The sequence below is a fragment of the Phocaeicola fibrisolvens genome (assembly GCF_025567125.1).
In the GTDB taxonomy this organism is placed as follows: Bacteria; Bacteroidota; Bacteroidia; order Bacteroidales; family Bacteroidaceae; genus Phocaeicola; species Phocaeicola fibrisolvens.
Genome location: NZ_JAOQJI010000021.1, coordinates 26,316 through 52,367, shown reverse-complemented (window position 1 = coordinate 52,367; position 26,052 = coordinate 26,316). Strand labels below are relative to the sequence as shown.

Sequence of the window (26,052 nt, the reverse complement as noted above, 5' to 3'; positions counted from 1 at the left end):
ATATAGAAGAAAGGGCTTATAAAATTGTTCTTATTTTCTATCGACTTCTTAAGAAAATTGTAATGAAACAAAATTCTTTGTTGAAAGTGAATTTTATGTTTATGTAAACATTAAAAAGAAAAATGAAGAGACATACTTGGTAAGAGAGAAATTTATTAACTATTAAACATACAACTATGATGAAAAACTTTTTTGGATTACGCCTTACATGGCTACTCATATTGTTTTGTATGATTCCTTTATGGGCTTTGTCCCAAAATATTACCGTAAAAGGAGTCGTTAAAGATGGAACTGGGGAGTCGGTTATTGGAGCGAGTGTGCTTCAGAAAGGTACAACTAATGGTACAATTACAGATTTTGAAGGGGGATTTACATTGAATGTACCTTCTAATTCGGTGATTGTGGTATCTTTTGTAGGATATAAAAGTCAGGAAATTTCGGTTGCTGGCAGAACAGATTTGACTGTTACGTTGAAAGAAGACACGCAATTACTGGATGATGTCGTAGTAGTAGGATATGGTACTCAGAAAAAAGAAGATTTGACTTCAGCAATTGCCACTTTGAGCCCAAAGGAAGTTTTGAAGTCTCCGGGTGGAATTACAGATGCCTTGCAGGGTAGTACGGCAGGTGTGAATGTATCAGGTGGTAAGATTCGTATTCGTGGTACTTCTTCTATTACAGGTAGTACAGACCCGTTGTGGGTAGTAGATGGTATCATTGACGCCTCTGGTAACATTCCGAATGATAATGAAATTGAGTCTATTCAGGTGTTGAAGGATGCGGCTTCGTGTGCTATCTACGGTGTGCGTGGTGCAAATGGTGTAATTGTAGTCACTACGAAAAAGGGAGCTGAAGGAAAACCGAAAGTAAGTTTTAATGCATATGCCGGTTTTGGTTCAAATACAAGTAAGGTAGACATGTTGAATCCTTATGACTATGCCGTTTATGTAAATGAACTTTATTATAATTCCTCCGATGCGAATGCAATTGCCAATGGCACATGGAATAAAACAGTTCCGGCAGGTGTGGCAAATCCAAGTAGTCCGCTTGGTAGCACAGACTGGTGGGATGAATATTTTAGCAATACAAACTATCAGAAATATGACTTGTCAGTAAGTGGAGGTAGTAAATATGCCAGCTATCGTATTGGTGCCACACATGCAGACAATGATGATAAGATGCATACGGAAGATGTGAAAGTGGATAACATCTATGCCAATGTAGAAGGAACTGTAGGGCGTTTTACTTACGGTGGTCGTATATTTGCCAATTATAGCAGAACAAATGGATTTACGGGTGCCTCTTTGATGAATGCTTTACAGACTCCTTCCAACCTTCCAGTGTATAATGAGGATGGTAGTTTCTTCTTGACTGGTAACAATGGACGTGACGGAAATGACTTGGTCAACCAGATCTGGTTCTTAAGAAATGAAAAGCTTCGCAATCGATCCATCAGTGCATTGGGAAGTATTTTTGGAGAAATAAAGATTTTTGACTGGTTGAAATACCGTTTGACTTATACCTATTCATTTGCCAGAAACAATGATGCCACTCTCATTCCGGAACATGATCTTGGAACCGCTAATGGAAGACAGTCATATAATTCACAGAGTACAACAAAAGGAGGAAGCGGACATGAGATTATTGAAAACTTGTTGACTTTCGATAAGACCTTTAATGACGTACACACTTTGTCGGGAGTTTTAGGTGTGGTATCAGAAAAATTTGACGGATGGTCTACGGGTATTTCTGGTCGTAGCAATGAATATGCAGATTTTGGTCCGGAAAGTCGTTTCCCGGACAGTCAGAACATCACGAGTTCACAGTATAACGAAGCTTATTTTTCTTATCTGGCCAGAGTGATGTATTCATACAACAGCAAATATATGATTACCGCCAATTTCCGTGCAGATGAATCTTCTAAGTTCAAGAAAGGCAATCGTTGGGGATATTTCCCATCATTCTCTGTAGGTTGGAGAGTAAGCGAGGAATCTTGGATGAAAGATGCCACTTCCAGTTGGTTGAACAACTTGAAACTTCGTGCCACATTGGGTTGGATTGGTAGTGCCAATGCGGTTGGACGGTATGATTATCAGTCAGTAGTGGTAACCGACAACAGATATTATACTTTTGGTCCTAACCAGATTAATCCTGAGGGAACTGCTTCTAATGCATCTGCCCCATTGATTGAAAATTTTGCTAATCCAGATTTATCATGGGAAACAACCAGAGATGCAGGTGTAGGTTTTGACCTTGATATGTTTAATAATAAATTCAGCTTGGTATTCGATTATTATAATCGTAAGACAACCGATATGTTGCTTGCCGTACAGTTACCTAAATCAACAGGTAATATCAATACCATGTATTCTAATGTGGGTAGCATGAAGAACTGGGGTATCGAACTTTCAGCTACTTATCGTGAGCAGATTGGGGATGTGAAATTGACTATTTCTCCTAATTTCTCTCTTTATCGGAATGAAGTAACAAGTTTGGGTGACAATGCTTCACTTGCCGGTGGTGCTTGTAGTACGGGTAATGTGACAATGACGGTAGTTGGACAGCCGGTAGCTCAATTCTGGGGATATAAGACAGATGGTTTGTTCCGTACAGATGAAGAGGCCGCTAACTATGTAAATAGCAAGGGAGAACGTCTTCAACCTTCTGCTGCAGCTGGAGATTTGAAATACGTGGATTTGAATGGTGACGGACAAATTACAGATGACGATAAGACATTTATCGGTTCTTCTTTACCGAATTGCTCTTTTGGTTTGAATATTACGGCAGAATATAAAGGATTTGATTTTTCAATGTTGTGGCAAGGTGACTTTGGAAACCAGATTTATAATAACTGGAAGACAGAGTTGATGGGTGGTTATGCTGCAAAGAATCAGATGGCAGATATGAACAATCGTTTCCGTGCGGAAGATGTAACCTTTACAACTGCAGGTGGTGAGACTATTACATTGCCGGCCAATGTGAATACCGATGTTCCCCGTGCTGTACTGAATGACCCGAATGGTAATCATACTATGGCATCTGATTATTTTATTGAAAATGGTTCTTATTTCCGTTGCAATCGTATTACCTTGGGATATACTTTTGACAAAGCATTGATTTCAAAAGCACACATTGAATCTTTACGTTTGTATCTGGGTGTAAAGAATCCGTTCACTATTACAGGATATTCTATGTTTGACCCGCAAGTCCCCAATAATGGTTCTACTTTGAATCGTGGTGTAGATGGAGCATATTACTACTCTGGAGATACATATTGGGCAAATCGTGAGTTCTTTGCTGGTTTGCAGTTGACATTTTAAGTAATAATGAAATATTGGAATTTTATGAAACATATTAAAACATATATGGGTATTTGTTTGGGCTCTTTATTAATGACAATGAGTTCATGTGAGCCTGACATGGATTTTAATAATCCTTCAGCAGATAACGAAGCTACATATTATAATACGAAAGAACATTTGACTTATGCGGTAAATGGAGCGTATAACATTCTTCAAAGAGCTGGTGGATGGGCTCGTTGGATGCCATTCATGCTGAATGCACGTAGTGATGAATATGTGTTTACAAGTGGAGCGGCTGCTGGTGAACCTGAAACAGCGAGATTGTCTCAGTATAATGTGAACGCAGACTTGGGTAGTGTATCAACTTGTTATCAGGATTTGTATGTATTGCAGTATGCGGCTAATTTAGCGCTTGAAAAACTGGAAGCAAATCAGGATGGAGCTTTTGATTTGAACAATGAAGATGACAAGAAGTTATATAACCGGTTAAAAGGAGAGGCCATCTTTTTGCGTGGATTGAGCCGGTTCTATCTGGTGTATTTCTGGGGAGATGAAATTCCTGACCGTGATTATGTGACTACCGGTGAAGGGGATTATATGTTGGCTCCTGCTGAACCAGGTACTATTTATAAACGTATGATAAAAGACTTCCAGGATGCATCAGAGTTGCTTACCGACTGGTCATACGAAGGAACAGAGAATGAAGGTCGTGCCACCAAAGGTTCTGCACTTGCCTTTTTGGCAAAGACGTATATGGCTCGTCCGATATTGGATGGTACAGCAAAGGCGGGAGATGCAGAATGGGCCTTGGCTAAAGATGTGTTGTGGCAGATTATTAATTCCGGTAAATATTCATTGGTGGATAATTATCGTGACAATGCCACAGAAGATAATGAAAACAATTCAGAATCGTTGTTTGAGGTACAATTCTGTCAGAGTGTAGAAACAGACGGTTTTAACCCTGCAGCCAATGGTGACTTAAATGACTGGGTTGTAACCGGACAAAATACAATCCGTGAATTGGAAATGAGTGCACCTAACTCTACTGAGTCTGCCAGATGGTGGAATGGACAACCTTCTTTGGCCCTGTACAATGAGTTTGAACGTGATGAGAATGACAATATTATTGATCCTCGTGCTTATCTGGGTATGTATATTCCAGACGGTTGTAATTTCTTAGGAAAGTCTGGTAACTGGATTCCTTATGAGACTTTGTTCTCAGGCGATACATTTGATGAATGGAGAGGAAAATGGTTTGGCTGCCGTAAGTATAGTCTTGATCAGGTGAGAAGCAAGGAACAGAGCGGTATCAATGACCGTCTTATCCGTTATTCGGATATTCTGTTGATGTATGCAGAGTGCTGTCTGGAAGCTGACAACGATGAGGCAACAGCTAAAAAATACATTCAGATGGTGCGTGATCGTGCGAATAACAATACCGAAGCGTTCAATACGACTGAGGCTGATGCTGGTAAAGATTATTTGAAAGGTGGTACATTGCCTACTGTCGATGAACTGTTGCAGGATCATCCGGTTGTAGGTAGAGTGGTTGGAACAAATGGTAATGTCATTTGTGAAGGCATGGAATTGAATACCGTACGTCGAATTCTGAAACATGAGTATTCTGTAGAGTTGTATTGGGAAGGCTGGAGATTCTTCAACTTGATGAGATGGTACAATAATCCGAATGATCCGGATCAGAGTATCATGTTGAATAACTTGAAGAATAAAAATGCCCTTCAGGTTGAACAGACTAACTTGACCGGTACTCAGACGTTTGATTATTCTCGTCATTTACGTGTGCCAATACCTTCAACAGAACTTTCTACCAATACGAATATGCATGGTAATTCTGCTAACTAATTTCATTTTTTGTTGAATATAAAAAGCTGCTCCATGTAGTTTGGGGCAGCTTTTTTTATCTTTTTGTTATATCTAATACTGATATTTATGAGGCATCTATATATCTGTGTACTTGTTTTGTTTGCGTCTGCATTGGCAGTCTACTCGCAAAATCCGATTATTAATCATTCATTCTCAGCCGATCCGACTGCGCGGGTTTTTGACGGGAAAATATATTTGTATCCGTCACATGATATAGAAAGTCCGGTAGCCCGTCTTAAAGATTGGTTTTGTATGGAAGACTATCATGTATATTCGTCAGAAGATTTAGTAAACTGGATGGACCATGGGGTGATTCTATCGCAGAATAATGTGCCTTGGGTGGAACGTGAATCTTATTCCATGTGGGCACCTGATTGTGTCTTTAAAGGAGGAAAGTATTATTTTTATTTTCCGGCTAAGGCGAAAAATGCAAAAGGATTTTCTGTGGGAGTGGCAGTAGCCGATAATCCGTCGGGACCATTTATGCCTGATTGGAAGCCGATAAGTGGAATTCAAGGTATCGATCCTTGTGTGATGGTGGATAAGGATGGAAGTGCCTATATTTATTGGGCTGGAAATGGGTTGCGTATGGCAAAACTGAAAGATAATATGCGGGAGCTGGCTTCCGAACCGGTCTTGATAGAAGGCCTTCCAGAGGGCTTTAAGGAAGGACCATTTGTTTTTGAAAGAAATGGCAAGTACTATCTGACTTTCCCGTGGGTAAAGGATAAGACGGAAACTCTGGCTTATGCAATGGGAGATTCACCTATGGGGCCGTTTGATTTCAAAGGAATCATGATGGATGAATCTCCTACGGGATGCTGGACCAATCATCATTCTGTGGTGGAATACAAAGGCCAGTGGTACCTTTTTTATCATCATAACGATTTCTCGCCGGAAGCAGACAAACGCCGTTCGGTCCGGATTGATACTTTGTGCTTTAATGCGGATGGGACCATCCGGAAGGTGAAACCTACACTGAGAGGAGTAGGCGTGACAAATGCACGTATGAAAATACAGATAGACCGGTATAGTGAAGCCAGTAAGAAAGGAGTGGGGATTTCATTTGTGGATGAAAAGAATAAATTTGAAGGATGGAAATGTGAACTGGCAAAAGTGAAATCTTGGGTCCGTTATAATCAGGTGGATTTCGGTACTCAGCCAGTACAGGAAGTGAAGATGCGGGTAAAGTCTCTCCATGGCGGAACACTGAAAGTGGAGGTCGCAGATAAGAAAGTGGCGCAAATCAAAGTTCCGGCATGTAAGGATTGGTGTATTATAAGGGAATCTGTGCGTGATGTACCAAAGGGAATACAGGACGTACGGCTTATACTCCAGCAGGGAGAGGCTGTGGAGATTGATTGGTTAGGCTTTGATGCGGTGCCATGGCCTGCCGGAGCTTTTGAGACTCATCAATATCGGAATTTCTTTGCGGAGATGGGATATTCTCAGGCTGAAATAGATGCAAAACTGAACGAGGTCTTCAATGAGGTATTTTATGGGGAAAACAAGGTCTATTTTAAGGTAGGCGACTCTATGGCGTATATTAGTGATGTGAAGAATCATGATGTGCGTACGGAAGGAATGTCCTATGGTATGATGATAGCTGTCCAGTTTGACCGGAAAGACATATTTGACCGTTTGTGGAGGTGGTGTAAAAAATATATGCAGCATCAGGATGGAAGGTTGAAAGGTTATTTTGCGTGGAGTTGTCAGACAGATGGAACTCGTAACTCAGAGGGACCGGCATCCGACGGGGAGTTATATTATGTGACATCTTTGATTTTTGCTTCTAACAGATGGGGAAACAGCTCAGGAGTCAATTATCTGGCGGAAGCACAGAATATCTTGGATTGTTCCATGCAAAAGACCGGAATGGATGCAGTGACTCCTTTTATCAATGTGGAGCAAAAGCTGATTACTTTTACTTCTACAGGTTTTGGATCGAGATTTACAGACCCGTCTTATCATCTGCCAGCCTTTTATGAGGTGTGGGCCAGATGGGCTAATGATGGTAGAAGTCGCTTTTGGAGAGAATGTGCCCAGAAAAGCCGTGAGTATTTGCATAAAAGCATTCATCCGGTGACAGGATTGAATCCTGATTATAATAACTATGACGGCTCTTTGCTCAATTCTAGCGGAATCATTGGGGATGCTTTTCGTTTTGATTCATGGCGTGTGCCCATGAACATTGCCTTGGATTATTCATGGGCATGTGTTGACAAAGAATGGCAGCAGGAATATGGCAATAAAATACAGAACTTTCTATATAGTCAGGGGCTTTATGATTTTAAAGATCAGTATAATGTTGATGGAAGCCCAGTAAAAGAGGTATTGCAAGCTGGTGAATATAAACAGCTTCGTCATTCTTTAGGACTTGTGGCTACCTCTGCTGCTGTATCATTAGTGGCTACAGATGTAAAATGTTATGAATTTGTAAAGCAACTATGGGAGGCAAAGCATGAGCCTTATGAAGATGGTTACTTGGATAAATATTATGATGGTTTGTTGCGCTTGTTTGCCTTTATGCATTTGAGCGGGCGTTACCAGATAATCTTTCCACAGTGATTGAACAGTGTTTTGTATTCGATAAAAAATCAGCCCACCAACTTTTAGCGGTCAGTGGGCTGATTTTATTGATTGGAAAAGCAAAATAAATATCATATTATAACGCTTCCGCATCATTGGATGTGGTGGCATATAATCCAATCATGGCACCTGTAAATCCTCCGGCTACGTTGGTTGAGAGGATATCTCCGGAAACAGTTCCTCCTACGGTCTGATAGTTGTCATCTTTTACGGAATAGCTGAATGTATAGTTGTCGCCTTCAGCGTTTACCCGCAGGTTGACAGGAGTATCCTTTTCAATCTTTTCGCTGGCAAGAGTAGAAGAGTTTCCGTTTTCAGTCCGTTGCAGGACGATGTAGTTTTCTTCCCCTTTCTTGGTCAGTCCGAATACGTAGTTGAACTTCTCACTTTGGTAGCAGGCGATTCCGGCAAGATCTTTTTCAGTGCGGGGAACATATTTCAGGGTCGTAGTGACGGTGAAATTAATGTGCTGCTGACGATAGAATAGAGTGGAAGTGGGAGCCACGGCCTTAATATTGGTTTCATAAGGCGTTATTTTCAGTCCTTCTGCTGTGGTAGAAATGAATCCTTCTTTGGCTCCTCTGACTCCTACCCATCGGTAATCCAGCGGGCTTTGCGTAAAGGTTTCTGTATAAGTGAAGTTTCCGTTAGGGAAATATCCATTCTTTCCGGTTTCATTCTTCACGCCTTGTGGCATAGCTAGTTTGGGCTGAATAGGTTCCAAGCCTCCTTTGAAGACAGGAAAAGTTCCACTCCAGTCGACAGGGAGTATGAAGGTTTCACGACCGGTATTTACTCTGTTGGCTTCATTTGGACGGATGGCAAGAAATACGCCATAGTATTGTCCGTTAGGACCTTCTACTAAGTCGGCATGACCGGCCCAGTCTACCTTGAATGGACGTTCTGCCGGAAGATGACGTTGGGAAAGAATCGGATTTTCCGGTGCAGGTTTGAACGGACCTTTCGGGCTGTCGCCGATGAAAATGACTTCACTGTGCCAGCCGCCTGTACCTCCCTCCGCACACATGAGGTAATATTTTCCATCTTTCTTATAAAGATGGGGTGCTTCTATCCAAATGGGCTTTTTAGACAAATCCACGCCTCCGTTTACTACAACTTTGTCTGTTCCGGGAATGATTTGGTCTTTTTCCAAGTCATATTCCCACACTTTGATTACTCTGTGTCCTTCGTATAACGGCTTTTCAGGTGCATCGTTATGCGTGACGTATGCTTTACCGTTGTCATCAAAGAAAATATCCGGATCGATACCTTCGAAATTCAGTTTGATTGGGTCGCCCCATCCTTTCATGGGGTCTTTAGTCTTTACAATCATGTTTCCCATACCTCCTGAGAATTGGGTCGTAATCATATAGAAGGTATCGTTGTAGGGATTGTATCGTATGGTGGGGGCGTAAATGCCGGCGCTGATACCAGAATCTTCTACTTTGAGTTGTGACGGACGGTCGAGCACATGTCCAATCTGCTTCCAGTTGACCAAATCGGTGGAGTGGAAAATGGGCACTCCGGGGTTGATGGCAAAAGAAGAGCATACCAGGTAATAGTCGGTACCTTTTTTGCAGATACTGGGGTCAGGATAGCAGCCCTGTAGTATCGGATTGTAGAATTCGCCTTCGTTGAGTGGATTTTTTTCGTACACCGCATCTTTTCCTGTGTAGGTGAACTGACCGAAAACCGGGACTCCAGGTTCAGGCATAGTCACCTTGTTACTACAAGAGGCGGCCAGAAGACCTAATGTCCCTAGTGTAAGTAGTTTAAATTGATTTCTCATGATAAAAAATTAAACTTGTAATTAAATGAATGATTTTGTGGTTAAATGAAGTGTAATCTTTCTAAATGCAAATGTACGTGTTTTGTATGGGGGGGATGTGACGGTATGTTGCAGATTTCTTATTGTATGTTACGATGTGGCTGATTTTATGGAATGAAGTCACAGCTTTTGTAAATATATGTAAAACAGCGTATTATAAGGTGAAATGTAATCTGAGGATATATAAAATGTACGTTTTGTAAATGGATTAGGTGCTGTGTGTAACGTAAACAAAAGTACTGGTAACGTAAATTCTTGTAATTTTTCTATGTGTGAAGTATTTTTGTGTAGATTAAAATTTATGTCTATGAATAAACATGTTTTTATTGTTATTTTGTCTGTTTTAGGCTTGATTCCTGTCTCATTGTTTTCACGTAGCAGGGTAGTGAATGATACGATTTTTAGTAAGAAATTGAATACGGAAAGAGTCTGTTCCATTTATCTGCCTCCTTCATACGGTGAAGTTCCGGGAAAGAAATATCCGGTACTTTATCTTTTCCATGGCATGTCGCAGACCAATCAGGATTGGGTGTGGCGCGGACATGTGCAGGAAGTGGCCGACCGTTTGATTTATGCACAGGAGGCCAGTGAGATGATTATTGTGATGCCGGACGCAGGTGGTGATATTTACAAGGAAGTCTGGAACGGCTTTTTTAACATGCCGGGTTGGCTTTATGAGGATTTCTTTTTTGAAGAATTCTTGCCTCATGTGGAAAGTAAATACAATATAATCGGTGATAAGGAAAATCGTGCCGTAGCTGGGTTGTCTATGGGCGGTGGCGGGGCCACAGGTTATGGCTTGTGGCATGCAGATAAGTTTGCTTCTGTTTATGCCATGAGTGCGCTGATGTCTATTCCGGAAGAAGGGGCGGCTCGTTTTGAAAATCCAAACAGCAAACTGGCTATATTAACCCGTGCCGTGATAGACCGCAGTTGCATAAAACGTGTGGCAGAGGCGGAGGAAAATACGGTTCAGGCATTAAAATCGGTGAGATGGTTCATTGACTGTGGAGATGATGATTTTTTGCTTGATCGGAATATTGAGTTCTTTCAGGCTATGCGTAAGGCAGGTATCCCCTGTCAGTTCAGAGTTAGAGACGGTGGGCACGACTGGGAATATTGGCATTCTGCTTTGTATATGTGTCTGCCTTTTGTGTCAAGGACTTTTGATAAACGATAGGTATCTATGAGAAAAGTTCTGTGTGTATGTGTGCTTCTGATAGCTTCTGTCTTGGGGTTAATCGCTGCAGAGACGGAGGTTTTGAAATTATGGTATTCGGCTCCGGCACGTAACTGGTGGGAAGCATTGCCTGTAGGTAATTCTCATATAGGAGGAATGGTGTTTGGAGGAGTTGCACATGAAGAAATTCAGCTGAATGAAGAAACCTTTTGGGCAGGTGGTCCTTACAATAATAATAGAGAAGGGGCATCCGCTTATTTAAATGAGGTGAGAAAACTGATTTTTGAAGGGAAAAACTCAGAGGCCAGGAGTTTGCTGGATGCAAAGTTCATGCCTTCTCAGCATGGAATGCGTTACCTGACTTTGGGTAGTCTGCGGATGGATTTTGATTGCGAAGGAGAGGTGGATGCTTATTCTCGTGACTTGAATTTGGAGGATGCGACGGCTTCTGTCCGTTTCCGTTGTGGTGGAGTGGAATATACCCGTCGGGTGTTTACTTCCTTTGCCGATAATGTCATGGTGATTGAACTGGCTGCGGGTGAGGGAAGTAAAAATTTGGGAGTTGACTTGAGATATGCTTGTCCACTGACTTCAGAGGTGAAAAATGAAGGGGAATACCTTGTCATGTATTGTAATGGTGCGGAACATGAAGGTGTTCCGGCTGCGCTTCATGCGGTGGTGATGATGCGTGTAAAGTCGGATGGAAAAGTGGTATGCAAGGATGGAAGCCTTTCTGTGAAGGATGCATCGTCGGCTACCATCTTATTGAGTTCGGCAACTAATTTCGTCAATTATCAGGATGTGTCGGGAGATGCATACGCTAAAGCACGCCGTGCCATCGAAGGAGCTTGGGGCAAACCGAATAAAATATTGTATAAGGAACATAAGGAAACTTACTCTGAGCAGTTCGGAAGGGTGGATCTGAGTTTGCCTTCTTCTGAATTCTCGAAGAGGGAAACAGACATACGTATCAATGATTTCAATAAGGTAGAAGATTGTTCGCTGGCTGCATTGATGTTTCAGTATGGGCGTTATCTGTTGATATCGTCCTCGCAGCCAGGTAGCCAGCCGGCAAATCTACAGGGTATATGGAACAAGGATTTGTATGCACCTTGGGACAGCAAGTACACCATTAATATTAATGCGGAGATGAACTACTGGCCGGCAGAAGTGACTAACCTGTCGGAGACGCATCGTCCTTTCTTCGAGATGGCACGTGACCTTTCTGTAACGGGAAGTGAAACAGCCCGTGTGTTGTATGGGGCCAAAGGATGGGTAGCTCACCATAATACGGATATTTGGAGGGCGGCCGGACCGGTGGATTTTGCAGATGCAGGTATGTGGCCCAATGGAGGGGCATGGGTAGCTCAGCATCTTTGGCAGCATTATCTGTATTCCGGTGACAAGAATTTTCTGCGGGAGTATTATCCGGTGTTGAAGGGTACGGCTGATTTTCTTTTGTCGTTCATGACCAAGCATCCCCGTTATGGTTGGATGGTGACGGCTCCTTCTGTTTCTCCAGAGCATGGACCGAACGGGGTATCCATCGTGGCAGGATGTACGATGGACAACCAGATTGCTTTTGATGCATTGAGCAATACGCTGCATGCGGCACGGATATTGGAGGAAAGCCAGGCATATTGTGACTCTCTTCAGCACTTGATAAACCAGTTGCCTCCAATGCAGATCGGACGGTACAATCAGTTGCAGGAGTGGTTGGAGGATGTGGATGATCCGAAAGACCAGCATCGGCATATCTCTCATCTGTATGGTTTGTATCCGAGCAATCAGGTATCTCCTTATCGAAGTCCGGAATTGTTCCAGGCTGCCAAAAATACCTTGATACAGAGAGGGGATATGGCAACCGGGTGGAGTATTGGCTGGAAGATTAATTTCTGGGCGCGCATGCTGGATGGCAATCATGCATATCGAATCATCCGGAATATGCTTTCTTTGTTACCGTGCGACAGTCTGGCTGGAAGATATCCTTTGGGACGTACGTATCCGAATATGCTGGATGCGCATCCACCTTTTCAGATAGACGGGAACTTCGGCTTTACGGCTGGAGTGGCTGAGATGCTTTTGCAGAGTCATGACGGGGCTGTACATTTGCTGCCGGCCATACCCAATGAGTGGCAGGAGGGAAGTGTAAAAGGTTTGGTGGCCCGAGGAGGCTTCGTGGTGGATATGGACTGGAAGAATACGAATCTCACGCAGGCGGTAGTCTATTCCCGAATTGGGGGAGTGATTCGTTTACGGTCTTATGTTCCTCTGAAAGGAAAAGGCTTGAAGGAAGCTTCGGGTGATTGTCTGAATGACTTGTTGAGGCAGGCAGAAATTTCTGCGCCACTGATTTCGGAGAAACTGATACAACCGGAAAAACCTGAATTGAGGAAGGTGTATGAATACGATTTGAAGACGAAGCCGGGAAAGCGGTATGTAGTTTACGCAAAATAGAATTTGAACGAATCATTTGTAAAAGTATATATAATCATGAAAAAACACTTTTTGTTAGCTTGTCTGTTAATGGCTATGGGAGGTATATGGGCCGGTCCGGCCAATGCGCAATGTGGAGATAACGGGGATGGAACGTTTTCTAATCCGGTATTCTGGGCAGATGTGCCCGACCCGGATGTCATACGTGTGGGGGATGACTTCTACATGGTGAGTACGACCATGCATCTGGTTCCCGGAGCGCCCATCATGCATTCAAAGGATCTGGTGAATTGGGAGATTGTCAGTTACCTGTACGATCGGCTGGATGACAAACCTAATTATGACTTGAAGGAAGGGACAGTTTACGGACGAGGACAGTGGGCTACTTCCTTGCGTTACCATGATGGAATGTATTATGCGTATTTCTCTCCGAATGACACTCCTTACAAAGGATATGTATATACGACTTCCGATCCGAAAAAGGGATGGACCTTGTTGTCGCGAATTCCTCACTTTCATGACGCATCGTTGTTTTTCGATGATGACGGAAAAGCGTATATCTTTTATGGAACCGGACAGCTGCGTGAGTTGAAGCCTGATTTGAGCGGTGTCATGCCGGGTGGGGTCGATATGAAGATATTCGAAAGAGATAAGGAGGAAAATGCCTTGCTGGAAGGTAGTAGGGTGATTAAACACGATGGAAAGTATTATTTGCTGATGATTTCATGGCCTCAGGGAGGCAATCGCCGGCAGGTATGCTATCGGGCGGATAAGATAACCGGACCTTATGAGAAAAAGGTGATATTGGAAGATGCGTTTGCAGGTTTTCCGTATGTGGCACAAGGTACGATTGTGGATGACGGAAAAGGGAACTGGTATGGCGTTATTTTTCAGGATCGGAATGGGGTAGGTCGCGTGTTGACCGTGATGCCTTGCCGTTGGGTGGACGGCTGGCCGATGCTGGGTGACGAAAACGGACATGTGCCGGCTACGATGACCAAACCTGTACAAGGGTATTCTTCCGAAGGGTTAGTAGTCAGCGATGATTTTAGCGGAGACAAGTTGAAATTGAACTGGCAGTGGAACCACAATCCGATGAATGACTGCTGGTCATTGACTGAACGCAAAGGATATTTGCGTTTGAAAACCGGACGGGTGGTTGATAATTTGTTTGTGGCTCCCAATACGTTGACTCAGCGCATGGAAGGGCCGGAATGTTCGGGAGTTGTTTGTATGGACCTTTCAGGCATGAAGGATGGAGATGTAGCCGGACTGAGTGCCTTTAATGGAGATGCGGGCATCTTGTCCGTGACTTGTGAAGGGAACCGGAAATACCTGACCATGAAGACGGAAAGTGTCCGGCTGGATGACACGAACAAGGCCGTGACAGGTATCGACCGGAATGTGATGCAGACTGTCGACTTGACGTCGGATGTGATATACCTTCGTCTGGATGGAGATTTCAGGTTGAACAAGGACATGGCCTGTTTCTATTATAGTTACAATAATAAGGACTGGAAGAAAATCGGTTCTGATTTCAAAATGATTTTTGACTATCGTCGTTTCTTTATGGGAACCAAATTTGCCTTGTTTAATTATGCAACAAAGACTCTGGGAGGTTTTGTGGATATAGATTTCTTCGATTATAAACACATTAAGAAGTAATTGTGGATTTGGAATTTTATGAAGGTTGGAATGATGAAACGGAATTTGATTGCAGGATGCCTGTGTTTGATGATGTGGAATGGTATCTCCTCAAACATTCAGGCTCAAGATAGATTGTACAGGAATACTTTTCCGTTAGGGGATGTGGAATTGCTTGACGGACCGTTTAAGCATGCTCAGGAATTAAACCTCAAGGTCTTGATGGAATATGATGTAGATCGCCTCCTGGCTCCTTTCTTGAAAGAAGCAGGGTTGCCCGTAAAAGCGGAGCCATTTCCTAACTGGGCCGGTCTGGACGGACATGTTGGTGGACATTATTTATCGGCTATGGCGATGAATTATGCAGCTACAGGCAATGAGGAATGCAAAAAGCGGATGGAATATATGCTGAGTGAATTGAAACGTTGCCAGGAGAGCAATGGAGACGGCTATATCGGAGGTATTCCTAATGGAAAGGTGCTGTGGACGGATATTAAGAACGGAAAAGTAGAGTCCATCTGGAAATATTGGGCTCCGTGGTATAACGTACATAAAATTTTTGCCGGATTGAGGGATGCCTGGATGTATACGGGAAATCAAGAAGCACTGGGTATGTTCTTAAAATTGTGTGACTGGGGTATTTCTGTCACAGAAGGACTTTCAGACAATCAGATGGAACAGATGCTGGCCAATGAATTTGGGGGAATGGATGAAATTTTTGCCGATGCCTACCAGATTACGGGTGAGCAGAAATATCTGACTACGGCCAAGCGTTTCTCTCATCGGTGGTTGTTCGATAGTATGGCAGCACACAAGGATAATCTGGACAATATACATGCGAACACACAGATTCCGAAAGTTATCGGGTATCAGCGTATTGCAGAAGTGTGTGGAGATAATCAATACTTGGATGCAGCCGATTTCTTTTGGAACATTGTAGCCTGCAAGCGTTCGCTGGCGTTAGGCGGAAACAGTCGGCGGGAGTATTTTTCGGCCATGGACGATTTCAGAAGTCATGTAGAAGTGCGGGAAGGTCCGGAATCCTGTAACACGTATAACATGTTGAAACTGACGGAAGGTTTGTTCCGGATGACAGGAAAGGCTACATATACGGACTTTTATGAGAGAGCCCTGTATAATCATATTTTGTCAACACAGCATCCGGAACACGGTGGTTACGTGTACTTCACTTCGGCTCGTCCGGCACACTATCGGGTGTACTCGAAGCCTAACAGTGCCATGTGGTGTTGCGTAGGTACCGGAATGGAGAATCATGGGAAGTATGGGGAGTTTATTTATACGCATGCTTCTGATTCGCTGTTTGTCAATCTTTTCATTCCTTCACGGCTGAACTGGGAACAGGAGAAAGTCACGATTACGCAGGAAACCCAGTTTCCTGATGCGGAGACCTCTCGATTTACGGTGGGATTGAAAGGCGGAAAGTCTCGTCATTTCAAGTTGTTGGTAAGACGTCCGGCATGGGTCACAGAAGGATATGAAGTGAAATGCAATGGAAAGGTAGTGGAGGCTTCGGAAAAGACAGACGGTTCTTCTTATATCTGTATTGACCGTAAATGGAAAGATGGCGATAAGGTGGAAGTATTCTTGCCCATGAAAATGCGACTGGAAACTCTTCAGGGAGAAGATGATTTTGTGGCCATTATGCGTGGTCCTATCCTGATGGGTGCATCTGTAGGTACAGATAATTTGGATGGCTTGGTGGCAGATGACGGGCGTTGGGGACATATTGCTTCAGGCAAGTTGGTGCCATTAAGTGAAACTCCGGTCTTGATTGGAAGTAAAGAAGAGGTGACCGATTACCTGAATGGGCTGAAACCCATGGAAGGTCAGACTTTACGTTATAAATTGTCGGGCATATTCAATGATTCGAAGTTTGACGGTCTGGTGTTGGAACCCTTCTCCCGTATTCATGATTGCCGATACATGATGTATTGGTTATGCATGACGGCAGATGGATATGCTGCGTATACGAAGCGTACACAAGAAGAGGAAAAACGGTTGATGGCATTGGATGCGCGTACGTTGGATGCGGTAAGTGTCGGTGAACAGCAGCCTGAAGTGGATCATAAGATGGTGAAGGAGAACTCTGAAACCGGATTATTGAAAGGTAAGAAGTGGAGGGATGCCCGCAATGGAGGGTATTTCAAATACACACTTTCTACCAACGGCAAGCAGCCTTCTTCCCTTATGGCTACTTATTGGGGGAATGAACAAGGTAACCGGAATTTTGAAATTGTGGTCGATGGTACGGTTGTGGCGACTGAGAATATCGTGGGCAAATGGAACAAGGAAGAATTTGTGGATGTGGAATATAAATTGCCCGAAGCTCTGGTAAAAGGAAAGAATCAGATTGAAGTCATGTTTAGAAGTAAGGACAATAATGTGGCAGGTGGAATTTTCATGCTGCGTTTGCTTACTGAATAATTATTCTCAATGGGAATCTATAAAGAATGAGTATCCGCAATGGGGTTGTTCCTGTTGCGGGTTCTCATACTTGAAACAAAAAGTAAGAACTTATAAAACAAGAATGGTGGGATATCGTTACATAAAACTTTGTTTATCGCTTTGTTTTCTTTATCCACTTCTGCTCAAAATGTGAACAAAGTGGTGGAAAGGACGGTCGTAAATCCTTCTTTCAAAGCGAGAACCGGGAGTATCAATACGATAACTAAGGTGGTAATAACGGATGCTGATACCAAATTGTTCGTACATGTGGTATTTCGTCCTCACTGGTGGGTTTGCCTGGATAGTACGATTTATTTGGAAGATGTGTCTACAGGTTTACGTTACCAAACAACAGGGATAGAAGGGATGAAGTTTGGTGAACGGTTTTTTATGCCGGATTCGGGAGAAACGGATGTGGTCTTGACTTTTCCTCCGTTGCCGGAATCGGTAAAAATGGTGAACTGGATTCGGCCAGATTCGTCAGAAGATAATACATACGGCATTGATTTGACAAAAGATGGAGAAGGGTTGGGTGTTTCTGAAAAACGAGAAAGATGGCTTGCTCAAAATCCACAGACGGGAACGTCAGTCGGAAGGGAGGAGGGATTTACTCATTTCTTTCACTCGGATACGACTTATGTGACTGGGGTACTTGATCATTATGATCCTATATTGGGATTTGATACCGGTATCATTTATGTACAAGATATGCTGGAAGATAAAGACCGACCAGTAGTCATAAAGATTCATCCGGACGGAAAATTAGAGGGAAAAGTATTTTTAGAGCATCCTTCCCAATGTTTAATGGTGATAGGAGAAAATAATTCACTGCATAGAAAAATTTATCTTGAACCAGGAAAGACTTTGTCGCTGTATATCGATTTTGAAGATATGCTTGCCCGCAGCAGAGCTAGAGACTGGAACTATCCGTTGTCCAATCTGATGTATGGAGATGAGTTGGGTGAAATAAACCGACAACTTGCCGGAGCACCGGAGTTTACGCTTGGCTATCTGGAAATGAAAGAAATGGAAAGTAAATTGACTCCAAAGCAGGTACGTGAGAAATGGGATGAAGTTGTGAGTTTATGGCACGATAAGTTGTCTCAATACATGGATAAGCAACAGGTATGTCTTAAGGTCCGACAGTTGTTGCCATTGGATGAAAAGATATCTGGAGCATATTGGTTACTGGATTACGCGATGGATTATACTTATGGGTTAGCGAATGATACTACCGGAAAGGCGCCGTTACCCATGGAGTTTTTCAGCTTTTTGCGCGATATGCCGCTTAATGATGAAAAAATTTTGGCTGTAAATAAAGCTTCCATCTTTATCAATCGTTTTGCGTTTATGGATTGGTTGCAAAAGCAGGCGTATGAAAAATTCAAAGCATGCTATGGAATGGTAATTCCATCTGATATGACTCCTTTACAGACTGCGGAGAGAATGTTTTATCCTTATAAAATACAGACAGAGATTCTGATGGAGTATTTGAATATGAATGAAATACCTTTTTTGTGGCAGTTGGTTTTGTGCAATAAGATTTGTACAGTGTTGGAGGCGGAAGCTAACAAAAAAGTGACTCAGCAGGATTTGAAAACTACACAGACGATGTCGTGTCTGAAGGATTCTTTCTGTGCAATGATTACTTATCCTGTGCTGACACAGGCAATAGAAAGCTCTTATCAGGAGTATCTCAAGAAGCAACCTTACCAACTACCCCCTTGTGAAGGAACGGATATTTTTCGAAAAATTACGGAATCTTATAAAGGGAAGATTTTGTTGGTTGATTTTTGGTCGACCGGTTGTGGACCATGTCGGTTTGCAATTGAGAGAAGTGCAGACTTGAGAGCGAAATGGAGAGGGCATAAAGATGTGCAGTTCATATTTATAACCAGTGAAGGTGAGTCTCCGGAGAAACCTTATAAAGAATATGTAGAAAAGAATTTAAAAGGAGAGGCTGTCTATCGCATTCCGTCATCCGACTATCAGCGCTTGCGTGAATTATTTAGTTTCAATGGCATTCCACGTTATATACTTGTGGGACGCGATGGAAAAATCATTTCGAATGATTATCTGCATATTTATCAGTCTGAAGCATTGGAGAAGGATTTGAAGGCCTTGGGAGTGAATTTGGATGAAGAAAAAGAAAAATAGGAATAGATAAATTTCGTTTAGAAGAATTTAAGTAGAGGTATATAAGTTTAAATTAAAAACTAATGTCTATGATAAAACGTGTATTGTTATCGTCTTTTGCGGCAATGATGTGTATAACCGGGCTATATGCAGGTGAAAAAGATGTGTTAAGTCCTGATGGACGCTTGAAAGTGGTTGTTTCGGATGAAGGTGGAATTCCTTCTTATCAGGTATTCTATGACGGAGTGGCTTTTATCAAGAAATCTCCGTTGGGTATGAAGACCACTATCGATGATTTTACTTCTTCTTTGTCATTGGGAGGTGAAATCAAGGAGGCTGCTATCCGAAAAAACTACCGCTTACCCAACATCAAAAAAAGTAAGGTGGAATATGTGGCTGAATCGGCTGTCATTCCGTTTACCAAAGAAGGACAGAAGGTTTTTGATGTGGAATTCCGGGTAAGTAACAATGACGTGGCTTTCAGATATACAGTGTATCCTAAGAAAGATATCTTGTGTTGCGTCGTGCAGCAGGAAGCTACGGGTTTTGTGTTGCCGGAAGGAACGACTACCTTCTTGTGTCCGCAAAGTGGGCCGATGGGTGGTTTTGCCCGAACTTCTCCCAGCTATGAGACTCCATATACAGTAGATGATACGATGGGAAAAAATGGCTGGGGGGAAGGATACACATTCCCTTGTCTATTCAAAAATTCTGACAAAGGTTGGGTATTAATATCCGAAACTGGGGTGAGCAGCTATTATTGTGGCAGTCGCCTGATCGGACACGAGAACGGACTTTATACCATTGGTTTTCCGCAGGAAGGTGAATTTAATGGTAATGGTACAACCTCTCCAGGAATCGCTCTTCCGGGCAAGACTCCTTGGCGTACCATAACCTTGGGGCCAACGCTGGCTCCTATCGTAGAAACAACCGTACCGTTTGATGTGGTAGAACCTTTGTATGAACCGTCGAAAGATTATGCGGCTGAATATGGTTGTGGAACCTGGAGCTGGATTATTGCGGGCGATGCCAGCATGAATATGGACGACCAGAAACGTTACGTAGATTTCTGTGCAGCGATGGGTTACCGTACGGTACTGGTCGATGCGCTTTGGGATACGCAGGTGGGCTATGATAAAATAGAAGAGCTGGCCGCTTATGCCAAACAGAAGAATGTAGGCTTGTATTTGTGGTACAATTCCAATGGATACTGGAATGATGCGCCTCAAGGTCCTCGTGGAAAGATGAGTAACATTATTGCCCGTCGAAAAGAGATGAAGTGGATGCAGCGTATCGGTATTAAAGGAATCAAGGTTGACTTTGTGGGTAGTGACAAGCAGGTCACCATGCAGCTTTATGAAGATATTTTAGCCGATGCAAATGATTATGGACTCTTGGTCATTTTCCATGGTTGTACTATTCCGCGTGGATGGGAACGTATGTATCCTAATTATGCGGCCAGTGAAGCGGTATTGGCCAGTGAGAATATGAATTTCTCGCAGGGAAGCTGTGATGCGGAAGCATTCAATGCATGCATTCATCCGTTTGTGCGCAACACGATTGGGAGCATGGATTTTGGAGGAAGTACTTTGAATAAATATTATAATGCGAAAAATGAGCCGGGTGGACGGATGAGAGTCACTTCTGATGTGTTTGCACTGGCTACGGCGGTATTGTTCCAGAGTCCGGTGCAACATTTTGCATTGGCACCTAATAATTTGACGGATGCTCCGGCTTGGGCAGTCGATTTCATGAAGAAGGTGCCTACCACATGGGACGAGGTGAAGTTTATAGACGGATATCCTGGAAAATATATCGTAATGGCACGTAAACATGCAGGTAAATGGTATGTGGCAGGTATTAATGCACAGGATGAAACCGTTAAACTGAAGATTGATGTTTCGTCCTTGTTTGCGGCAGGAGAGGTTGTCTGTGTGTATGAAGATAATGATAAACTGGCAGGCTCTGTCAAGGAACAGGTTATCAGTAAGAAACAAGTTGTGAATCTTTCTATTCCTAAAAATGGAGGTGTAGTAATTACTCGGAAATAATTGTGAAGAAAAAGTTATGATAAGCAATAAAGTAATATTGGCAGCATTGGGAGGATTAATTTCTCCCATACTATTGGCGCAGAATCCGATTGTTCAGACCTGCTATACGACAGATCCGGCTCCTATGGTACACGATGGCAGACTTTATGTGTATACAGGGCATGACGAGGATAAAGCTGATTTTTTCTGGATGCAGGAATGGAGGGTATATTCTACGGAGGATATGGTCAACTGGACTGACCATGGTTCTCCGCTTGCCATAGAGTCTTTTGAATGGGCGGATGACCGGGCATGGGCTGCGCAGTGCGTGGAACGTCATGGCAAATTCTATTGGTATGTCTGCCTGCATTCGAAACTTACAGGGGCGATGGCCATTGGAGTCGCAGTGGGTGATTCGCCTGTGGGGCCTTTCCGGGATGCCATTGGAAAACCGCTTTGTGACGGCAGTTGGGATTATATTGATCCTACCGTGTATATTGACGATGATGGAAGGGCTTTCTTGTATTGGGGAAATCCGAATATCTATTATGCGGAATTGAATGAAGATATGATATCCATCAAGGGAGAGGTGAAAAAGCAGGAGCAGACTGTGGAAAGTTTTGGAGCTCCGAATCCGGAAAAGCGTGTGAAGGGAGAAAAATACAAGGATATTTATACGGAAGGTCCGTGGTTCTACAAACGGAAGGATAATTATTATTTGCTGTATGCAGCAGGAGGTGTTCCGGAACATATTGCATATTCCATGAGTAAATCGCCGGTGGGTCCTTGGAAGTATATGGGAGAAATCATGCCTTTGCAGGATACAGGTTCATTTACGAATCATTGCGGGGTGATTGACTATAAAGGAAATTCTTATTTCTTTTATCATACCGGGAAGTTGCCGGGAGGAGGTGGATTCGGACGTTCTGTAGCTGTGGAAGAGTTTAAGTATAATGCAGATGGAACTTTTCCTGTGATCAATGCTACGCAAGAAGGCGTAAAACCGATAGGCACCTTCAATCCTTATCAACGAGTGGAAGCGGAGACCATGGCTTTTTCTGAAGGAGTGAAGACGGAACCGAATGACCAGACAGGAATCTATGTGTCGGACATTCATAACGGTGATTACCTGAAGGTGAGGGAAGTTGATTTAGGAAAGAAGGGTGCCGGCCGATTGGAAGTTAGTGTGGCAAGTGCGTTGAGAGGGGGAACCATTGAAGTGCATGCCGACAGTATAGGTGGAACGTTGATTGCGGAAGTGCAAGTTCCGCATACCGGAGGATGGGAAATGTGGAAGACGTTGGAAACCGCGGTGAAACAAGATGGAAAGCCTGTTTCGGGCGTGCATGATTTGTACTTCTGTTTTAAGGGTAGAAAGGGCTGTAAGCTTTTCAATTTTGACTGGTGGAGAATGAAAAAGTAATTGTTGTTAAGGTTGGATTATGAGAAAGTACATGCAAAATATTGTCGGTGGTTTATGTGTGGCAATGCTGCCCATGACTGCTTGGAGTATGTCTGAGGGATATAAACAGCTTTCATACTGGAGTTTTGAACTGGCTACGGAAGTACATCCGGATTCCATCGCCCCTGCATTTGTGACAGACGACTCTCAAAATGGGAATACACTTCAGTTGAAACAAGGAGTAAAGGTTTCTGAACTTTTCAGTGAAGATGTGCCTTTTCATACTCGAGAAGGTCGATTGAATCGAACCTCATTGAAATTGAATAACAGTGAGTTCAAGGTACCTTTTAATGAGTCTCTCCCTTTCTCTGATATGCAGTATGGATGGACGGTTAGTCTGAGCCTTAAATGTAACCAGCTGGGAACAGAGCAGGTTTTCCTTTGTAAAGAAGGGAAGAAAGGCACGTTGACAGGGGATATTTCTCTCGGTTTTGATCCGATGAAGAAAAAGTTTTTTGTCGAGGTGGCCACGGATAAGGGAGAAACGGTGCGTATGGCAGCGGGTGATGAAGTAAGAGCCGGTGTCTGGTACGATTTGTATGTCTGTGCGAGGTATGACAAGGAGAGTGATAAAACGGTCTTGAAATTAGGGGTGAAGCCTTCTGAAAAGGAGGAATATAAATTTGCAGACACTTCTTATCAGGGATTGGCTGTGCGACACAATGCTGGAATGTGGATTGTGGGGCGTGGATTTCCAGGAGGATATCCCAATAGTTTGCAGGTATTAGACGGGTATATCGATGAGGTATCCATAAAAGGGATGGAACGTCCGTATGAGCCTGGTCAGAATCCTTTGTTCCGTGATGAATTTACTGCAGATCCGGCTGTGACGGTTTACAAAAATAAAGCCTATGCCTATGTAGGTGTCGACAAAGCCGGAGTGGGTGGCTGGTTCAATATGCCGGGATGGTTGTGTTATTCCAGTGAGGATATGAAACATTGGACTCCCCATGGCATGGTATTGCGTGCAAGCGATTTTCCTAATTCCAATCCGTATGGAGCATGGGCTGCTCAGATGGTGGAAAGTAATGGAAAGTTCTATTTTTATGTCACACTCGATCGGAAAGACAATGGAGAACATAAAATTGATGTGGCAGTGGGAGATAGTCCCTTGGGGCCGTTTAAGCCTGCCCGTACCGATGGAACACCCTTGATTACGGATTCCATGACACGTGATTCGCATCGCTGGAACGCCGATATTGACCCAACCGTGTGGATGGATGAGGATGGAACTCCTTGGCTGGCATGGGGAAACGGGGACTGTTATATGGTGAAGTTGAAGAAAAACATGATTGAACTGGATGGGGAGATTCAGAAAGTGCCTTTTCGGAATTACTCGGAAGGGCCCTGGCTTTTCAAACGGAAGAATCTGTATTATAATGTCTATGCGGCAGATGCCCCGGGTACACAGCCCGAAAAAATCTGTTACTCTACGGCCGAAAACATCAATGGTCCATGGACTTATAGAGGTTTTATTACCGGACCGGCAAATTTTGGCTTTACAATCCACCCGTCAGTAGTGGAATTGAACGGACAATGGTATTTCTTCTATCATGATGGTTCTTATTCTCTTGATGGGCAACCGGGAGGAGATTGTCGTCGTCATGTATGTGTAGAGTATCTTTATTTTAATGAAGATGGTACGATTCAACCGATTGAGTTGACTTCTTCTGGAGTGAGTGTGGCTCCTCGTAAATGAAAAGATGAATTTGTAAAAACTTAAATTTTTGAATATTATGAATATCAGTAAGATTCTGTTGTTTTGTGGTAGTTGTGGTTTATTGAATTGTTTGAATGTAAATGCGCAGCGGCCGATTATTCAGACAAAGTATACAGCCGATCCGGCACCGATGGTATATAATGATACGGTATTTCTTTATACGACTCACGATGAGGATGATGCGGAAGGATTTAAGATGCAGGATTGGTTGTTGTACACCTCTACGGATATGGTAAACTGGACCGACCATGGAGCAGTGGCTTCACTCAAAAGTTTTGATTGGGTGAAACGTGACAATGGAGCTTGGGCCGAGCAAGTGGTTGAACGCAATGGGAAATTCTATATGTATTGCCCGATTCATGGAAATGGCATCGGTGTACTGGTGTCCGACAGTCCTTACGGACCATTCAAAGACCCTCTTGGGAAACCTCTGGTATGGCAGAAAGAACACTGGGATGATATTGATCCAACCGTCTTTATCGATGAGGACGGACAAGCTTATATGTACTGGGGAAATCCTAATTGTTATTATGTGAAATTGAATGAGGATATGATTTCATATTCCGGAGATATCGTGAAATTGAAGGAAACTCCGGAGCATTATCAGGAAGGACCGTGGTTCTATAAACGCAATGGACACTACTATCTGGCTTTTGCTTCTACCTGTTGTCCGGAAGGTATCGGCTATGCCATGAGTGACAGTCCTACAGGTCCGTGGACGACCAGAGGATATATCATGCGTCCTACAGTCAGGAGCCGTGGAAACCATCCGGGTATTATGGATTATAAAGGGAAATCGTATGTTTTTGGCTTGAATTATGACTTGTTGAAACTGGAGACGGATACTCATTATGAACGTCGTTCGGTATCGGTCGCTGAGATGCATTATAATGAAGATGGAACCATTCAGGAAGTGCCTTATTGGGCAGACACCAAACTGGAGCAGGTGGGTACCTTCAATCCTTTCCGAAAGGTAGAGGCTGAAACGATGGCTTGGGGATATGGATTGAAAACAGTTCCCAATGCGGATAAATCTCTTTCGGTGGTAGATGTGAATAATGGAGAGTACATCTGTGTACGTGGGGTGGATTTTGGAAAGAATAAGGCCCGTCGCTTTGAGGTTTCCGCCTTGCCTCTTGAGGGAGGAAATCTGAAGATTCGTTTGGATGCTCCAGATGGAAAGATTGTTGGAAACGTAACCATACCGCAGAGAAACGAAACGTCCAAATATCAACTTTATTCCTGTGAGGTCAATGCGGTCAGTGGAGTCCATGATTTGTATCTTAGTTTTGAAGGTGAGAATAAGAAGGACTTGTTTGAGTTGGATTATTGGGAATTCAAACGTAAGTGAGTGTGGAATAAAGGGTCAAATACA

General features: G+C 43.2%; 13 protein-coding genes. 12 read left to right on the top strand and 1 reads right to left on the bottom strand.

The genetic code is table 11. The annotated features are described in order from the left end of the window. Positions 1 to 230: 230 nt before the first annotated feature. The 3 genes from OCV81_RS10105 to OCV81_RS10095 all read left to right on the top strand — a co-directional run bounded on the left by OCV81_RS10105 (position 231) and on the right by OCV81_RS10095 (position 7,754). Positions 231 to 3,320, top strand: coding sequence for a SusC/RagA family TonB-linked outer membrane protein (locus OCV81_RS10105; RefSeq protein WP_262640315.1), 3,090 nt, complete (start codon positions 231 to 233; stop codon positions 3,318 to 3,320). A 24-nt stretch (positions 3,321 to 3,344) separates the two neighbouring features. Then, entirely contained in the window at positions 3,345 to 5,165 is a 1,821-nt protein-coding gene (locus tag OCV81_RS10100) for a RagB/SusD family nutrient uptake outer membrane protein (protein ID WP_262640314.1), read from the top strand. An 87-nt stretch (positions 5,166 to 5,252) separates the two neighbouring features. Continuing rightward, positions 5,253 to 7,754, top strand: coding sequence for a glycosyl hydrolase family 8 (locus OCV81_RS10095; protein ID WP_148329903.1), 2,502 nt, complete (start codon positions 5,253 to 5,255; stop codon positions 7,752 to 7,754). Positions 7,755 to 7,851: 97 nt separating this feature from the next. Here OCV81_RS10095 and OCV81_RS10090 read toward each other — a convergent pair whose 3' ends face one another. Then, entirely contained in the window at positions 7,852 to 9,489 is a 1,638-nt protein-coding gene (locus tag OCV81_RS10090; protein ID WP_394802534.1) for a glycoside hydrolase family 43 protein, read from the bottom strand. 421 nt (positions 9,490 to 9,910) lie between these two features. On the opposite strand from OCV81_RS10090, the gene OCV81_RS10085 reads away from it, so the two are divergent. From OCV81_RS10085 to OCV81_RS10045, 9 genes are all read left to right on the top strand, one after another. Next, on the top strand, positions 9,911 to 10,783 hold the full coding sequence (locus OCV81_RS10085) for an alpha/beta hydrolase (protein ID WP_148329901.1): 873 nt from the start codon (positions 9,911 to 9,913) through the stop codon (positions 10,781 to 10,783). 6 nt (positions 10,784 to 10,789) lie between these two features. Further along, complete coding sequence (locus OCV81_RS10080; RefSeq protein WP_148329900.1) at positions 10,790 to 13,240, top strand: glycoside hydrolase family 95 protein; 2,451 nt, start codon at positions 10,790 to 10,792, stop codon at positions 13,238 to 13,240. Positions 13,241 to 13,276: 36 nt separating this feature from the next. Further along, a complete protein-coding gene (locus OCV81_RS10075; RefSeq protein ID WP_148329899.1) occupies positions 13,277 to 14,884 on the top strand; it encodes a glycoside hydrolase family 43 protein in 1,608 nt (535 codons plus the stop codon). Between the two features lie 30 nt (positions 14,885 to 14,914). Then, positions 14,915 to 17,308: a beta-L-arabinofuranosidase domain-containing protein gene (locus OCV81_RS10070; protein WP_394802533.1), complete on the top strand. Its 2,394-nt coding sequence runs from the start codon at positions 14,915 to 14,917 to the stop codon at positions 17,306 to 17,308. 129 nt (positions 17,309 to 17,437) lie between these two features. Beyond that, complete coding sequence (locus OCV81_RS10065; protein ID WP_148329898.1) at positions 17,438 to 19,486, top strand: TlpA family protein disulfide reductase; 2,049 nt, start codon at positions 17,438 to 17,440, stop codon at positions 19,484 to 19,486. 68 nt (positions 19,487 to 19,554) lie between these two features. Next, complete coding sequence (locus OCV81_RS10060) at positions 19,555 to 21,516, top strand: glycoside hydrolase family 97 protein (protein ID WP_148329897.1); 1,962 nt, start codon at positions 19,555 to 19,557, stop codon at positions 21,514 to 21,516. 16 nt (positions 21,517 to 21,532) lie between these two features. After that, positions 21,533 to 22,918 (top strand): glycoside hydrolase family 43 protein, encoded by a 1,386-nt coding sequence (locus OCV81_RS10055; protein ID WP_148329896.1) that lies wholly within the window; start codon positions 21,533 to 21,535, stop codon positions 22,916 to 22,918. Positions 22,919 to 22,937: 19 nt separating this feature from the next. Beyond that, positions 22,938 to 24,656 carry a family 43 glycosylhydrolase gene (locus OCV81_RS10050; protein WP_148329895.1) on the top strand — a complete coding sequence of 573 codons (1,719 nt, stop codon included), beginning with the start codon at positions 22,938 to 22,940 and terminating at the stop codon, positions 24,654 to 24,656. Between the two features lie 37 nt (positions 24,657 to 24,693). Further along, on the top strand, positions 24,694 to 26,028 hold the full coding sequence (locus OCV81_RS10045; RefSeq protein ID WP_148329894.1) for a glycoside hydrolase family 43 protein: 1,335 nt from the start codon (positions 24,694 to 24,696) through the stop codon (positions 26,026 to 26,028). Positions 26,029 to 26,052: the final 24 nt, after the last annotated feature.

Bases quoted from the DNA above. Each gene is read 5' to 3' on its own strand.
- OCV81_RS10100 (WP_262640314.1), top strand. From the start codon at position 3,345: ATGAAACATATTAAAACATATATGGGTATTTGTTTGGGCTCTTTATTA.
- OCV81_RS10085 (WP_148329901.1), top strand. From the start codon at position 9,911: ATGAATAAACATGTTTTTATTGTTATTTTGTCTGTTTTAGGCTTGATT.
- OCV81_RS10080 (WP_148329900.1), top strand. From the start codon at position 10,790: ATGAGAAAAGTTCTGTGTGTATGTGTGCTTCTGATAGCTTCTGTCTTG.
- OCV81_RS10045 (WP_148329894.1), top strand. From the start codon at position 24,694: ATGAATATCAGTAAGATTCTGTTGTTTTGTGGTAGTTGTGGTTTATTG.
- OCV81_RS10095 (WP_148329903.1), top strand. From the start codon at position 5,253: ATGAGGCATCTATATATCTGTGTACTTGTTTTGTTTGCGTCTGCATTG.
- OCV81_RS10070 (WP_394802533.1), top strand. From the start codon at position 14,915: ATGATGAAACGGAATTTGATTGCAGGATGCCTGTGTTTGATGATGTGG.
- OCV81_RS10105 (WP_262640315.1), top strand. From the start codon at position 231: ATGATTCCTTTATGGGCTTTGTCCCAAAATATTACCGTAAAAGGAGTC.
- OCV81_RS10075 (WP_148329899.1), top strand. From the start codon at position 13,277: ATGAAAAAACACTTTTTGTTAGCTTGTCTGTTAATGGCTATGGGAGGT.
- OCV81_RS10060 (WP_148329897.1), top strand. From the start codon at position 19,555: ATGATAAAACGTGTATTGTTATCGTCTTTTGCGGCAATGATGTGTATA.
- OCV81_RS10055 (WP_148329896.1), top strand. From the start codon at position 21,533: ATGATAAGCAATAAAGTAATATTGGCAGCATTGGGAGGATTAATTTCT.
- OCV81_RS10050 (WP_148329895.1), top strand. From the start codon at position 22,938: ATGAGAAAGTACATGCAAAATATTGTCGGTGGTTTATGTGTGGCAATG.
- OCV81_RS10090 (WP_394802534.1), bottom strand. From the start codon at position 9,489: ATGCCTGAACCTGGAGTCCCGGTTTTCGGTCAGTTCACCTACACAGGA.